We start from the raw sequence: 15,870 nt of genomic DNA, 5'->3' as shown, positions 1-15,870 counted from the left end.
TCATTAGCAATTGTTACATTCGATGACTTTTAGAGATAATATCTTGGAAAATAATAATTTTGATCACATTTTCAGTACCTTAAAACAAAACCTAAACCAGCTAAAGACAGGGATTTGTCTGGTTAAAGCCACAACAGAGATGTATCAACAGCTCGGTTTTAGCCAAGAAGAAGTGTTAATTGCTAACGCTGTACCTAAGCGTCAACACGAATTCAGAGCGGGTCGCCACGCCGCCCGTGCAGCAATGAGAACACTTCGCCCAAACTACATTGACGCTCCTATTTTGATCGGTAGTAACAGAGAGCCTCTTTTCCCCAAAAACATATCCGGCAGCATCAGTCATACTGAAGAACTTTGTTTGGCGGCTTGCGCTGATAAATATCATATTGCCAGTCTCGGTATCGATATCGAACGCAGAGTACCACTGGCCGAGGAGTTAAAGTCGGTTGTCTATACCCACTTAGAACAGCAGGTACTCAATCAAGACAATCATCTACCGAGCGCCTTGATGTTTAGTATTAAAGAGAGTGTTTTTAAATGCTTTTATCCATTTGTGCAGGTCTATTTTGATTTTTTAGATGCTCAAATTTCATTGCAACCAGATGATAATACCTCAGGCCAATTCACCGTAGAGCTTATTGGCGCCAACAGAGATTCTCTGTTGGCAAAACTACCGCCTCTTGAATTTCAAGGTTATTATATTTTTAATCAAGACTACGTGTTTTCATTGTGCTTTTTTATCCAGTCATCATGTCCAGATACCCCGATCTGCACGTAATATCAGCGAAGCGCCAGCCCAATGTCAGTTAGTCTTTCGAGCTGGTTTTTCCTGCAACTGGCTTTTGCTGCCAATGTTTTATACAACAACCACTTTATGCAACCACTGTTTTTAGCAAATAATGGTTGGGGGTACTTGATAAAGCTTGCGATTGAGAGTGGCAAAAACGTCACTCTCAACGTCAAATTGACGGATTAAACAAGCCTTCCAATCTTTTGCAAAAGCTTAAAACCTCGCAAGCTCTGATTGAATATGCTCACCTATTTGCTGCAGGATATCTGGGCGCACCATATCTCGATGTAAACACGCAATATCAATGACTTTAAAATCTCCATGGTTATATTTATCCCAGCCTGTAAAGTCCAGTCCCTTTTCTTGCGGTAACTTTTGCGCATTAAAAAACAGCACATCACCACAGTATTGGTAATCAACTTCCTCTCGTGCAAGCTCACGGTTATTGATCACCACATCCACCACAGTAGAGAGAATATCAGAGCTAAAGTTGGCCATCGAAGATCCTGCGTTTTGCAGAACTTCAATCACTTCGGTTCGGTTGAGATCAGCATGCGCTATTGGATCATATTCTATCCCAGCCATTCTGATCAGCGCTTCCATTGCTTGTTCATCGCCTTGAACGTGCATCTGTTGCCATTGCTCAGCTGGGTAAGCATCCATCATTGCGACTAACCCAACCTCTTGTCCTTGTTGCTGTATCAAGCCTGCCATTCTATGCACTAGCATCCCTCCAATCGACCATCCAACAAGATGATAGGGTCCAGTTGGCTGAATTTCACGAATGGCATCAACATATTCTTGCGCCATTTCCGTAATGGTTCTGGGCAATGCTGCTGAAGAGTTAGAGAAATTACGCGCTTGTATACCATACAGCGGTACATTCACTGGAATGGTTGCAGTCAATGAGGCATAGCACCAAGCCAAACCACCTGCCGGATGAACACAAAAAAGAGCTGGATTTTGTTGATGGCTCCGCAACGGTAAGACAATATTCAAAGCTTGCTCCTTGTCATTATCTACCAAATTAGCAGCCATACCTGCCACCGTCGGTGAAGCAAAAATCGTCGCTAGCGGGAGATCATAACCTAGATATTCTTTGATTTGAGAACTTAACTTCGCAGCAAGAAGGGAATGGCCCCCTAAGGCAAAAAAGTTATCCGTCACTCCGACGCTAGGCAGGTCAAGTAAGTCCGCAAATAGTTTGCATAATCTTTCCTCAACTAAGCAAGTTGGCCCTTGAGACCCAACTTGCTCAGATAAATCTGGCTTAGGCAATGCTTGACGATCTAATTTACCGTTTGCCGTTAATGGCCATGTTTCAAGCGACACAAAATAACTTGGTATCATATAACTCGGTAACAAGCTGGTAAGAGAGTTGACGAGATCTTGAGTGTCTGTATTCTGCTTGGATGTAGGTAAAATATAAGCGACCAAGCGTTTGTCATTATCGCGATACTCTTGCGCCAATACGACAGATTGCGCGACACTAGGGTGTTGATTCAACGCACTCTCGATCTCTTCCAGTTCAATCCGTAGACCTCGTATCTTGACCTGAAAATCACTGCGCCCACAATATTCAATCGCACCATCGGAACGCCAACGAGCAAGGTCTCCTGACATATACATCCGGCTCCCTGACGAACCAAAAGGATTATCAATAAAGCGTTCTGCCGTCAGTTGAGGTTGGTCATGGTAACCCAACGCTAATTGACGCCCTGCAATGTATAAATGACCAACCACGCCCGGAGGAACAGGCTTAAGTTCATCATCCAAAATATAAATTTGTGTATTCCAGACTGGTCGGCCAATCGGTACCGACTGTTCGGCTGAGTTGGCTTGGCAATGCCAGTAGGTTACATCAATCGCAGCTTCTGTTGGGCCATATAAGTTCTCAAGGGGGGCGTCAAAGTAAGTCGAATACTCTTGTACTAATTCGCTTGGTAAGGCTTCACCACTACAAAAGACCTGACGCAGACTGGCACAGTGTTGATCATGTACTTGCTGGCCACCTGCCCGTTGAGCATTTTCTTGTTGATTTTTTACGTATTGAACAAACAATTGCAGCATCGATGGCACAAAATGCAAAGTGGTAATTTGATGCTTTTCAATCACTTCTTGCAAGTAAATGGGGTCTTTATGCCCAACAGGCTTAGCCACAACCAAACATGCTCCAACCATCATTGGCCAAAAGAATTCCCAAACAGACACATCAAATCCAGATGGGGTTTTCTGCAAGACACGGTCATGGGCATCAATTGGATACTGTGCCTGCATCCACAATAAACGATTGACGATCGCATCATGGCTGATCACGACACCTTTGGGCTGCCCCGTCGAACCTGATGTATAAATAATATATGCAGGAGATTCGGGTAAAGGAGTAACTTGAGGAGGCAGCGGCTCAACATTTTGATATATCCAAGGCAATAATTCATCATCGACCAAGGTTAATTCACTTTCTGATGGCAGTTTACTGATCAAAACTGACGTGGTGAAAACCCTTCTAGGTGCTGAAGATGAAAGCATAAAGCGAATGCGAGCTGATGGATAATCAGGGTCAATTGGGACATAAACCGCTCCAGCAGCCAAAATGGCTTGTTGAACGACAATCAATTCCTCACTTCTCGGTACACAAACTGCAATGCGATCCCCAAGCTCAATACCTTGTCCGATAAGCCATTGGGTCAAAGAGTACACTTTGCGCCCTAATTGTTCGTAGCTCAGTTTGGCATCGTCAAAAATCAGCGCAGTTCCATTCGGTGTTACGATCCTTTGTCGAGCCATTAATGCCGAAAGTGTCGTGTCTGGAATATCATGAAACGTCTCATTCCACGTTTGAGTGATTTTATCGTATTCTCCAGGCAGAAAAAGATCGATATCCGCGATTCTGCTCGGTAAGGTTGACTGGGCACTAGTAAAAAAGTGGCCCATAAAGTGCTTCAAGCGACGATGATGTTGCTGCACTTCAGACTCAGAGTAAAGTTCCGGATTGGCATCCATATCCAGATGCAAGGTGTCACCAGATTGATAACAATACACCGAGAGGTCTTCAACGGGCCCTGTAGACAAGTTGCGTAACTGCGTCGTTGCCTCACCCAATCTAGGTTGATGAGTAAAAGGCATGATATTAACCAACGGACCAAACAAATTACGTTTGTCTTTGACTAAGTTAAGCTCTCGATGCAAGTGCTCATAACGGTAGTGTTGATGCTGTCGAACAAGTGAAAACTCATGGCTTACTTGCTGAATCAGATCACTTGTCTCCATATTGGAATCAAACTGAACTCTTACTGGCAATATATTGACCCGCATCGCTGGCGTTTGAATGGCGACAGAACCTAATCTCCCCATCAGTGGCACACCTAGCACCACTTCCTTCGCATTCGTCATGCGATGTATATAGGTGGCAATGGCTGCCAACAGAACACAAGGCCAAGTTGTCTCACTATGCTGCGCCGCGCAATACAGTTGAGCTGTACTTTGAACGCCCAGCTCACCTTTTACTCTCAAAAAGTGCTCAGCCATAACTGAAGGTTTACCAGCTAACGAAACGCTTTCGGGCATCTGGGCATAATGATGTAAATAAAAATCGCGATCGAATTGATATTGTTGTGAGGCTTTATATTTCTGGTCTTCTTCGAGCATGGCTTGCTGGCAAGCATAATTAATGCTTTCAAATTGCTGGCCAGCTAACAGACGATTATAAATATGTGCGACACGTGACATCAGTAAAGACATGCTGTAGCCGTCAATCACAATATGATGCGCAGACAAAAACCAAATACGCTCTTGCTCTGACAGCGTGAGTATTGCTGTCGAAAATAACGGCCCCTTTTCCAAATCAATCGACTTTGCTAATGCTTTATTCATCCAATCTAACGCAGCCTGATGAGGTGCGTCTTGCTTGGACATATTCACCTTTTGAATTTGCCAAGCTTGATGCTCAATATATAAGCGTGGCTCGTTGCGTAACATAATGAATTGAGCATGTAAGGTATCCGCTTCGTTAATAGCAACCGTCACCGCTTCAACAAAACAAGGCTCATTGAAGTCGCCAGAGATAACAAGATATTCTCCCGTAGTATAAATAGGACTATTTGGAACACGATGTTGAGCAAACCAAATACCAGATTGGGCATCGGTCAAAGGTAATAACATTTTATTCTGAGTTTGAACAACAGACATAACACCTCTCCCATCATGCCGAGTGTAGCGCTTGCTTAGTTTGAATCACTTGCCACCACCCCGTCAGATTCGGTTGGGTCGCCAGCTCCATAAAATGGATGTCTAAGCCCTCTTTTTGCCAATGACTTAGCAAGGTCATGACACGAATAGAATCCAAGCCAAAATCGGTTAAATGATCATGGGGAGTCAGTTCCTCTACTGATACATCCAATAACGCTGCGAGTTGTTGTTGGAGCTGTGATATCGACCGAGGAGCGACATACTGCTGTTGACCAGAAAGGTCGCTATTCGTTGTCTGCGTCACTTGATGCAAAAATTGGTCTTTATCGAGCACATGACCGCATCGACCAGCGACATAATTGAGCGCCATTTCATGTTCATCTAATGAAAAGTCCGCAACGGCATTAGTTATCATAAACGCCTGAATATCATTCATAAATGCTTCAGATGCCGTTTGAAGGCAACCAATATGTGCATACACACCAACAATAATAAGTTGGTCTCTTTTTTCTTCTTGCATAAACGCTTGTAATGATGTGCGTTGAAAGGCGCTATAACGCCACTTCGTCAAGAGTAAATCATCTTGCGTCGGCTCAAGTGACTCAACAATGCGTGTAACTTGATGCTCCGCTTTTAAGCCCGGGCCCCAAAAATCGGTCAATAAAGCCCGCTCTTTTGGGCATTGATCGCCCGGTTGTGCGGTATAAACAACGGGAATACCTGCTTCAACGCACGCTTGTTTGATGGTTTGAATGTTTGCAATCAGTTTTTGTACCAAATCGCTCTCTGCATCGAAATAATCGAGAAAGTATTGCTGCATATCGTGAATAAGCAGCACTGCTCGCTTGGGTTCCACATACCAATTAGTACGATTCTCAGGGCTGGATTTAGGTAACGTGTAATTAAAAATAGTTGGAATAGCCATAATCTTTCCTTGAGTGCTTTAAAAAATAACAGACCATGTATGTCACAATGGGGAGAGTCGCTCTTGGTTAAATAACCTCTAGAAGCTTACTTTTATTCACTTTACCGACAGGTGTTTTTGGTAAGGAATCGACAAAAACAATACGATCGGGGATCTTGAAATCGGCCACGCCTTTCTCTCTCAAAAAGCGTTTAATCTCGATGGGTTTTAATGACGAGTGTCGAGAAACTAAAGCAGCACAACTTCGTTCACCTAAAAAGTCATCCGCGATGGCAAATACAGCAGCATCATGAACTGCGGGATGTTCGATTAAATGATGCTCTATTTCCTCAGACGCCACTTTTTCTCCGCCTCGATTGATCTGAGCCTTATCACGTCCCACCACTTGCAAGTTGCCGTCTTGATCTTGTATGACGATATCTCCTGTGCAGTAAAAACCGTTTTCATCAAACACTTCCTGATTGTACTCATACGCTTGATAATAACCGCGAATCGTATACGGCCCCCGCGTAAACAGCCTTCCAGCGCTCCCAATCGGGACAGCTTGCCCAAGCTCATCTAACACTAACACTTCATCCGCAGCAGACATTGGTCTCCCTTGTGTCTGAGTGATGACTGATTCAGGATCGTCTAAACGCGTGTAATTCACTAGGCCTTCAGCCATACCAAAAACCTGCTGCAACACACAACCTAGTTCCGGTTGAACTCGCTTGGCGACAGCAGGGCTAAATCTCGCGCCTCCAACCTGCAACACAGCCAAAGATGAAAGATCACATTGAGTTCGAGCAGCCTCTTCAAGCCATAATGCTGCCAATGGAGGGACCAGTGCTGCTACGTTAATACGATGTTTTTCGATTAAATGAAAAGCGGTTGCCGGACTTGGGTCAGGGCACATCACCACGGTTCCACCCACCATAAAACACCCTAGAGCCCCAGGGGAGCTTAAAGGAAAATTATGCGCCGCTGGTAGGACACATAAGTAGCGCGTTTCGCTACTGAACTGACAAATTTGATTACTCGTACGGACACTATAAAGATAATCCGCATGGGTACGAGGGATAAGTTTAGGCGTTCCTGTCGTTCCACCCGACAATTGAAAAAATGCAAAGTCAGGGGGTCTTTGGGCATCTAATTCGATATCAGATGACAACAAACTGTGCAGCGTCGTTGCTCCTGCTGGCGTTTCACCATCTCCTGCCCAAACGACATTCTCTAGACTGGGGGTTTGTGACGTCACTCTTTGCGTGATCGCCACCATATCTACCCCTGCTTGTTGCTCGGTAATCAGCACTTTGGCTTTAGAAAAATGACAAAAGTACTGAATCTCTGCATAACGATGGGCCGACAAGGCTAATACTGGCTGCACACCAATTTTAAGTAAGGCAAAAAAGCTGAAATAAAAGGCGGCTGTATTTGTAAGATGAATAACGGCTTTATCGCCCGCTTGCAACTGAAGCCGTTGCTGAAATCCAGTTGCCAGTTGATCAACATGCTGCTTGAACATTTGATAAGTCCACTGCCCATGTTGATCAATAATCGCTACCTTGTGAGGGTATTGCTTGGTGGTCAGTTCTAGCATGTCAGGTAACGTTTGAGAGGTCCAATACCCTTCTTCACGATATCTAGCAGCGAATGTTTCTGGCCAAGGTGTCCAATCCAATGACATATCCGATGAACTCATGTCACCACCTCACAGGCCATTTCCAAATCAATCCCTACCGCATTGAAGATAGTCCGCATTTTATTGGTGGTCTCTTCCAACTCACTTTGTGGATCAGAACTCGTCACAATACCGGCACCTGCATAGGCTTTTAGGCTTTGTTTGCCCACTTCAGCACAACGAATCACGACCACCCACTCTCCGTTACCGCGCGCATCGACCCAGCCGACAAGACCGGTAAAATAGCCACGTTCAAAAGGTTCAGCTTCACGAATAAGTTCATAGGCTTTATTGGTCGGATAACCGCACACTGCCGGCGTGGGATGCAGTGCACATGCAAGTTGTAATGCACTCACTTCAGAAGACGATGCAACACCTTCAATACGAGTCGATAAATGCAACATGGCGCGAGTTTCTACTACTGATGGAACCATTGGTACATAAAGTTGATCACACCATGGTTGCAACGCTTTTTCGACCATATCAACCACTACTGCGTGTTCATGAAGGTCTTTACTGCTTTCCATCATTAACTCTGCTTGTTGCTGATTGATCGATTCATTGTCACAACGACGACGTGATCCCGCCAAAGGATTTGAGCAAACGTGTGACCCTTTCAGCGATACCAACAATTCTGGGCTCGAGCCCATCAGATGTTTTTCGAGAGAAAGTTGTCCGAGTGAGGTTGAAAAAGTGTACCCACTGGGGTTTTGTTTAAGAAGTTCTTTGAGTAAATGAGCGCGATCAATGTCTTGCTGTGTTTCAACTAAAACCGTTCGTGAAAGCACAACTTTTTCCAGAGCATCATTTTTGTCACGGCAGAAACGCTCAGCAGCCTCAACACTGCGCAGATAATTCTCATTGCTTGGAATGGAATGTTGAGAAGTTAAGGCACAATAACCACTGCCATCAGTATTGGCGTTTTTATCTTTTTGCTGCGTCTTATCTTTATCGATAATGGTATTTGGCCGAATTGGCGCACTGGTCACAAGGCGCTCAGGGACAATAAAATGAACAGGTTGTTGCTCGGAAAATGGAATCACACCAACCGCTATAGGATTATCATTGTCCGCTGTTTTCGCTGAGCTAAGCAATTGTTTAATTTTTTCATCTAATTGAGAAAATTTGACGTGTTGGGAAAACTCTGCAGCAATGCCTTGAGCTAATAATGCCACTGTCGGTGAACTAAAAAAGAACAGCGTACCACTCGTTTGATCACCAAGGCACTCCGTGAGCATATCGCGGCTCCCCATTAAGTTACGAAGCATAATTGTCTCTCAAACTGTATTTGTAAGTTTAAATTATTCACTCACAAATGAGACTCAATCTCATTTGAAATGCAGAGATTACACATACCGTTGCACTTACACAAGTGTTATTAATAACTATTATCATTTGCATTTGTGATGGAAATAATTTATAGATTGATCTTATTTACCACCAACTTCACAAATTTATCTTCTTCAAAAAGAATAGATGAATACAAATCATTATCATCCAGGTGAACAAGAAAACTATGACCGTAAATCATTGAGAGGCCAATTTATGCAAGAAAATCCGTCTATTTTCGCAGACAAACTCTGTCTTGTGACTGGGGCAGGACAAGGAATCGGATTGTCTTGTACAAAGCGCTTATTAGCACAAGGAGCAAGAGTTATTGCCTGTGATCTTGACCGTTCCACATTGGAAGAACTGTACGTAAGCCTTTCCAAAGTACAGCAAGATCGTACCACTCTCCTACCTTTTGATTTATCTGATTGGCACTCGATTCAATCGGCATGTCAATATTTACTGCAAGACAAACTTTTACCAACACATATCGTAATGTGTGCAGGAACACTCTCTATTTCCTCAGCGTTGGAGTTGAAACCAGAAGCATTAGATAACATTATCAACGTTAACCTCAAAGGTACGCTATTACTCACTCAGCAGTTGGTTAAGATGCTGGTTGATCATAATTTAAAGGGATCGGTGGTTGTTATTGGCTCAAATGCAGCAGATACACCAAGAGTGAATATGTCGGCTTATTGCGCCTCTAAAGCGGGCATCCACATGTGGGTAAAATGTTTGGCACAAGAGGTGGCTCAGTATGGTATTCGATGTAATATTGTTAGCCCGGGAAGCACTCGAACTCCGATGCAGACTCAGCTTTGGAATAAGGAACATGCCGAGCGAGACGTCATCCAAGGTGACTTAAATTGTCGCCGCCTTGGTATTCCATTAAATAAAATTGCTGAACCTGAGGAAATCACTGACGCCATCGAGTTTTTACTAAGTGACAAAGCAAGCCATATTACGATGCACGATCTAAGAGTCGACGGTGGCGCTACCTTTTAAGCGGTAAGGCAAGTTTAGGCAGCGCTGAAGGGTATAGTCGTTCAACATGAAGAATCGTTATCAAAGTCTGTGGGCTAAGGACGTTTAATCAAGCAATACTCAACTGACGCGCGTCCTTACAAAGTCTTCTAACGCAAACTCTTCCTCACTGATTACCCACTCTTCAACCAGGTCTCTCCAGTATTTGATCATCATTTTTGCGTTATCGGTATCATGTTTCTGAGCAACGATCGTATAAGAAAGTCCATTCACAGAATTGGCTAAAAAGGCATACCTCCCATAAAGTGGAGCCCAATGTGAGCGTATCAGGTGAATGTGTTCTATTGTCCCCTGCTCATAGTGTTTCTGGAACGGAAAGCCCACTAAAGAAGAGAAATGTGCATCGGTTAACCAACCCGGTTGGTTGTTTCGCAGTAAATGTTCCTGCAACTGTTCAAAGTCATGGGTATATGGAAGTCGAGACTGCAGCAGTTTATTTAAAGTTTCAATGCTATCCCAAAATGTATCTGATAATTGGATATGACTTTTCCAAGGCAATGTACTCGTTAAAGACTGAATATCGTTATAGCCAAGAGGTGAAAGAAGATTATTACGCTCATTAATATCCATACTCATATTAATTCTTATCGTCTCTTGCAGCGATGCCTGTTGCTGCCATTCAAATTTTGCTATAGCCCAATTTGCAGTCAGAAATAATATCAAGTCTATATCGATTTGCCTTGCAGAGCATATTTCCTTTAACTTTTCTAAGTTTGATTCTTTACCTAATAAATAACAGAAGTCATTATAATATTCGTTATCTTCAGTATTGTCTTTTAAGTCTGAACCACTCTGGCTATTATGATAATCCAACTGAGTATTAAGTAATTGATGAGTAACGCTACTTTGGTTCGCTGAACTATTTTGGTGCGTAAGACTATCTTGATAAGTACGTTGATTATTTTGTAAAGTCAATAAATCTGGCAATACTTCTCTTTGCTTTTGAACAACGCTTTCCCCTGAGCACAATAAATGATAATTCTTAATAATATCATTAACTAAAATCATCCCACCAACGCTGTCACTGATACTCAAATGTAGGAATAGCAACAAAGTACTGGATTCAGGTCTTTGATTATCAACCACTTGAGTGAGCTTCCAGAAATAATCGCCTTCTTCTAGAAAGGGATCTTGAAGGTTGTCTTTAACGATTTTCTCCCAAGACGAGGCCTGATACTCTTCAACGATTAAAGATTGAGAAGCGCTTAAAAACTCTATCGTTCCTTGTTTATTAATAATGGTTCTTCTCAATGCAGGATGTATCGACATAACTTCATTTGCCGCCTGCTGAAGAACATTTATATCAAGCTTATGAGATAAGTTAACTGCAATTACATTAATGTTATTACAACCATTATTAAAAAATGAAGATTCAGCCATACTTAGCTTACGATCAATAGATAAAGTCATAAATATTATTCAACATCAGAAAATAGGGTTAATCGTTAATTTTAAGATCTAGGACGCTCGGTTCTTGAATTGGCGCCCATCTATTTTATTAAACCTACCACCATTTACATTTATTTTATATTTCAGTTTTTGGAACTGTGATCATGGTTTGTCAGAATAATTAATAGTTATTTGTAACTATAGTCACAGATATTTAAAGTGAAATATGAAGATATACAGCAACAGGCTCGAGCCAAGTCTATATATGGGATATCACTTACTTGCCTTGGCCTTGTTGCTTAAATCGATGGAACTAACTCAGGAAGCTACGATCTGATCGGCTACACCCATCAATCGTCGTAGTCTCATGCCTAAACCTCGTTACAAAACAACTAACTGGAAGCAGTATAATAAAGCCCTAACAACCGCGGCTCTCTTACCTTTTGGATTGATGAGGAAGCGATAGCCGAGTGGAAGCAAAACAAACGAGGGCAAGCGTGGTAGACCTCGCCGATTCAGCGACTTAGCCATTACTACCGCTCTGATGGTGAAACGCGTTTTCTCTATGCCATTGAGAGCGCTGCAAGGTTTTCTAGACTCCGTATTTAAGCTGGCTAACATCCCGCAGGTTTGCCCCCACTACACCTGTATAAGCCGTCGATCTAATGATGTTGAGGTTTCATTTAAAACTAAAACCAGAGGTACGATACAACACCTAGCCATTGATGCTACTGGTCTCAAGGTTTATGGCGAAGGTGAATGGAAGGTCAAGAAGCATGGAACTGATGGGAAGCGCAGAGTCTGGCGTAAGCTGCACATCGCAGTAGCTACAAGCACTCACGAAATAGTCGCCGCAGAGCTGAGCTTATCCAACGTAACCGATGCCGAAGTGCTTCCCAACTTACTCAAGCAGACACGTCGGAAAATAATTGAGATATCAGGTGATGGCGCTTATGACACAAGGAGTTGCCATGATGCCATACGGAGCAAGCGAGCGGTCCCGCTTACCCCGCCACGAGAAGGGGCAGCCTTCTGGGAGCAAAGTCACCCTCGCAATTTAGCTGTGGGTTGCCAGAAGCTCTAAGGCTCCAACAAAAAGTGGAAAGAACGGTATGGTTATCACAAGCGTTCTCTCTCCGAAACAGCCATGTATCGAGTGAAACAGTTATTAGGTGGGAAATTAAGCCTAAGAAATTACAATGCACAGGTTGGTGAAACTTACGCCATGATTAAAGCGCTGAACAAACTTACAGGGCTTGGTATGCCTGAAACTCAGTGTGTTGTATAAGAATTGATCAATTGCAGGCAGTTTGGTTCTCTGACCGAATTACGCAACAAAGCCCAACAAAGCCACAAGCCCCTCCACCTTATTGAACGCACTATTCAAAATCTTTCCGATTCATGAGTAAATTAGGTACTCAAATGAGCACCTAAGAAGTGTGTTAAACTATTATAAAAACATCACACTAATAGTGAGGAATTTGTATTTATTAGAAATAAACACGCTTATAGAATCTATCTGAGCCTAAAAGGACGAGGGACCCACCATTTTATAATATCGTCACATTTTTTTCTTGGCTTTAAATATTTTGGAGCTTCATGAAGCCTATTAGTGCTGCCTCTAGCGACAGTATGCGGAAAATCGCTCTCGTAGTTTCTCCCAAATCGAGCAAATGTTTTTCTAATTTTAGTCACAATTTTAGATGGGCAGCCAATTGGTGAGTTATTAAAATGGTAATCGAAGGAGAACATCGGCTGCAAATGAATGATAACACTATTTTGTTCAGTTCCTCCACAATATCTCGAATGCCACTCTTCATATAATGGCGTAGTTGTCAGGACAAAAAACCTTGTATCTTTGTATCTAAATTCCCAACCATTATCCATATAACTTCCATCTTCTGATGGAGACAAGTCTATTAGTTTTTCTATGCTTTCACTGGAAATATTGTAGAGTATTCTATATAGCCATTCCGCTACATCTTCCATTGTTTGACTATAGATATTAGCCGGGGCTTCAATAATAAAGCTATCAAAAGGCTCAGAAGAATTATTTTGAGCATTTTTCAAATGATTAACGTATTTATCTAAGTCAGGTTTAATACACTCAACATTTTCTTCTATTGTTTTTTCTGAGTCCCACTCATATGAGTTATCCCAAAACTTCGCACTAGAAGCAAATATACAATGCGTTTTCTTCCTGAAAAGCTCTGAATTATTGTTCATTATATAAAAAATCCATTATAACTTTTTTTAATTAAGCACATTACATCCGTGTATACTTGGGGTTCAATATCCAATGATAAAGAGTCATTCGTATGAAAACAAGGAGAATAAATTATATTACCTTCTTTTGAAATAATTGAATCATGAATAACCTTCGCCCTCTTAAGTATGAAACTATCAAAAAGGGTATTTTCTACATCTTCTATTATATTTTCACTTTCATCAAAATTATAAAAGGGTTGTATAGCATTATCTTGAAATATAGTAGCAACTTTAATCAGCCTTTTTTCAAAGTGAGTAAGTTCAGGTGTATATTTAGAAAATATCTGCTCTAATATAAGGTAAAGTTGATATGTACGCCATCTAAAAACCATACTCTCTTTATACGTTCTAGACTCACCAATTGTATTCAACAAAGAAGAAAGAGAGCAAACAAGATATTTAGCATAAGAGTCAAGTATATTGTTTGTTTTTTTTAGGGTGACCGAAAGTAATTTCTCATTCTCGAAGCAAATATAATCATCTTCACGCAATTTATGTACTTTTTCATTAGACAACAGACAGACTATACTTTCAAACCAAAGCGGATGTTTTAATTTTATATGTTCATATAAATCAAAGTTAACTTTTGTAGATAAATAATTAACTTCTTCATCCGTCAAACTTTGGTCATCAACGCCAAAATAGCAAAAATATCGTCTAATGTTTTTAGTTAAGAATCCGATATCCTCATAAACCTCGAACCCCCAAGGACATATAGCTTCAAATTTTTTATTGTATTTCTTGTTAATTATTTGACAAAAATCATCTAGGGTTTCTCTCCATTTTTTGTTATCAAAATAGTCACCTTGACTAGTCTGTATCATAAGTTGGCTCATTATTCCTCCACTATTTATTATAAATTGTGATTTTTTCAGTTTGATTTACTTTGCTTTCCCTTCCAGCTAAAGAAGCGAGTAACATCCAAATTACTGTTGCAAATGCCATTAATTGAAGGATATAGTTCCAGCTATTACCATCTTCAATTATACCACCTAATACCACCGGTCCAGCTGCCGCAAAAAGATACCCGACGAACTGGGCCATAGATGATAGTGCAACAGTTTGTTGAGGATCATTAGTTCTTAATCCAATAAAACTTAAAGACATAATAAACGCACTACTATTCCCGATCCCCATAAAGATTACCCAACCTAGCGCGAATGATGGGAAAATTAAAAGTCCAATTATACTCAAGAGTACAAGAAAGGTAGAAAAAATAGATATATATCGCTTATCTACCTTACCAGAAAGTATTGGAAGTAAAACTAAAGACGGTAAGACACCAGATAGCTGTAGAATGCCATGAAGACCCGCGGAAGATTCTAACGAATAACCCATATCAGATAATATACTTGGTAACCAGGCAATAAATGTATAATTTACAAGAGATGTAAAAGCTAAAAATAAAGTGACTTCCCAAGCTACCCTAGATTTTATCATCATCGTCAGGCTCACTGCCTCATTTTTATTTGAAACAATAGCTTTATCATCCTTTAACCTAGGTAACCACATTAATAGTGGAACAATAATAATGAATAATGTAGAAAGCAGGGAAACATTCCAGCCAACATAACCATACTCACTAGCTTTCTCTGCAATTGGAAGATATATTACTGAAAAAATGGCACCACCCATACTAATGAAGAATACATATAAAGATGTAACTTCAGATACTTTATCTGGGAAATATTTTTTCACTATACTTGGTAACATAACATTTGATAGTGCGATACCAACCCCAATTAGAAATGTTCCAATTAAAAGAAGCTCAAAGCCGCCTAAAGATCTTATAATTACTCCTAAAAATATTGTAATAATTCCAAGTAACAAAGTACCTATAAGACCTAGTTTTGAAGAACATACCACTGCAATAGGGGAGAAAAAAGCAAAAGCTAAAAGCGGTAATGACGTGAGTAATCCTGCTTGGCTTGCTGAAAGGCCCAATGAGTTAATTATTATATCAATAATTGTTGCTGGACCAGTTATAGGACCTCTCATTATAGCTGCAACTGAAAATATTGACATTAACAGCATCAGGTTGTATTTAAAAAGCTTCTTCATCTTAATTTCTCTTTTATAAGTTTAATATAACACAACGAATTCTATCAAAAATAATGTCAAACTTCCGTGTCTTTTTACATAAAAAAGCAGCCAGATAATAACAAAATTATTATTTTATAAAACTTATATACAATATAATCTACAATAGTATTGATCAATATGCTGAATACAAAGTTGTAGTTAAGATCACAATTTAAAAAATCTGTTATTGAA

11 protein-coding genes and 1 pseudogene are annotated in these 15,870 nt (G+C 41.0%); 4 read left to right on the top strand and 8 right to left on the bottom strand.

Annotation, left to right across the window (positions count from 1 at the left end; translation table 11 throughout):
- Positions 1-43: 43 nt before the first annotated feature.
- Entirely contained in the window at positions 44-778 is a 735-nt protein-coding gene (locus BS333_RS04520) for a 4'-phosphopantetheinyl transferase family protein (RefSeq protein WP_021711670.1), read from the top strand.
- Between the two features lie 21 nt (positions 779-799).
- The gene (locus BS333_RS22015) at positions 800-976 is read left to right on the top strand and encodes a hypothetical protein (protein WP_156007139.1); all 177 of its coding nucleotides are present in this window, start codon (positions 800-802) and stop codon (positions 974-976) included.
- 27 nt (positions 977-1,003) lie between these two features.
- On the opposite strand, the gene BS333_RS04515 is transcribed toward BS333_RS22015, so the two are convergent.
- The 4 genes from BS333_RS04515 to BS333_RS04500 form a co-directional block, all read right to left on the bottom strand.
- Positions 1,004-4,978, bottom strand: coding sequence for a non-ribosomal peptide synthetase (locus BS333_RS04515; protein ID WP_021711671.1), 3,975 nt, complete (start codon positions 4,976-4,978; stop codon positions 1,004-1,006).
- A 13-nt stretch (positions 4,979-4,991) separates the two neighbouring features.
- Positions 4,992-5,903, bottom strand: a complete 912-nt coding sequence (locus tag BS333_RS04510; RefSeq protein WP_021711672.1) for an isochorismatase — start codon at positions 5,901-5,903, stop codon at positions 4,992-4,994.
- A 67-nt stretch (positions 5,904-5,970) separates the two neighbouring features.
- Positions 5,971-7,569, bottom strand: a complete 1,599-nt coding sequence (locus BS333_RS04505; RefSeq protein WP_033004486.1) for a (2,3-dihydroxybenzoyl)adenylate synthase — start codon at positions 7,567-7,569, stop codon at positions 5,971-5,973.
- A gap of 11 nt (positions 7,570-7,580) precedes the next feature.
- Positions 7,581-8,801: an isochorismate synthase gene (locus tag BS333_RS04500; protein ID WP_050568020.1), complete on the bottom strand. Its 1,221-nt coding sequence runs from the start codon at positions 8,799-8,801 to the stop codon at positions 7,581-7,583.
- A 307-nt stretch (positions 8,802-9,108) separates the two neighbouring features.
- Between BS333_RS04500 and BS333_RS04495 the strand changes: the two genes are divergently transcribed.
- Complete coding sequence (locus BS333_RS04495; protein ID WP_033004487.1) at positions 9,109-9,900, top strand: SDR family NAD(P)-dependent oxidoreductase; 792 nt, start codon at positions 9,109-9,111, stop codon at positions 9,898-9,900.
- A gap of 99 nt (positions 9,901-9,999) precedes the next feature.
- On the opposite strand, the gene BS333_RS04490 is transcribed toward BS333_RS04495, so the two are convergent.
- Positions 10,000-11,349: a condensation domain-containing protein gene (locus BS333_RS04490; protein WP_021711676.1), complete on the bottom strand. Its 1,350-nt coding sequence runs from the start codon at positions 11,347-11,349 to the stop codon at positions 10,000-10,002.
- Between the two features lie 346 nt (positions 11,350-11,695).
- Here BS333_RS04490 and BS333_RS04485 point away from each other — a divergent pair.
- A pseudogene (locus tag BS333_RS04485) lies at positions 11,696-12,616 on the top strand (IS5 family transposase).
- Between the two features lie 227 nt (positions 12,617-12,843).
- On the opposite strand, the gene BS333_RS04480 reads toward BS333_RS04485, so the two are convergent.
- From BS333_RS04480 to BS333_RS04470, 3 genes are read right to left on the bottom strand one after another with little or no spacing between them, the layout of a single operon-like run.
- Positions 12,844-13,554, bottom strand: coding sequence for a YqcI/YcgG family protein (locus BS333_RS04480; protein ID WP_021711679.1), 711 nt, complete (start codon positions 13,552-13,554; stop codon positions 12,844-12,846).
- On the bottom strand, positions 13,554-14,432 hold the full coding sequence (locus tag BS333_RS04475; RefSeq protein WP_021711680.1) for a hypothetical protein: 879 nt from the start codon (positions 14,430-14,432) through the stop codon (positions 13,554-13,556). Before BS333_RS04475 ends, BS333_RS04480 begins: the two co-directional genes overlap by 1 nt.
- Before the next feature lie 10 nt (positions 14,433-14,442).
- On the bottom strand, positions 14,443-15,657 hold the full coding sequence (locus BS333_RS04470; RefSeq protein ID WP_021711681.1) for an MFS transporter: 1,215 nt from the start codon (positions 15,655-15,657) through the stop codon (positions 14,443-14,445).
- Positions 15,658-15,870 lie beyond the last annotated feature (213 nt).

Origin of the sequence: Vibrio azureus (assembly GCF_002849855.1) — a bacterium.
Taxonomy (GTDB): domain Bacteria; phylum Pseudomonadota; class Gammaproteobacteria; order Enterobacterales; family Vibrionaceae; genus Vibrio; species Vibrio azureus.
The sequence above is the reverse complement of the archived record's forward strand: the minus strand, read 5'-3'. Positions and strand labels throughout refer to the sequence as shown.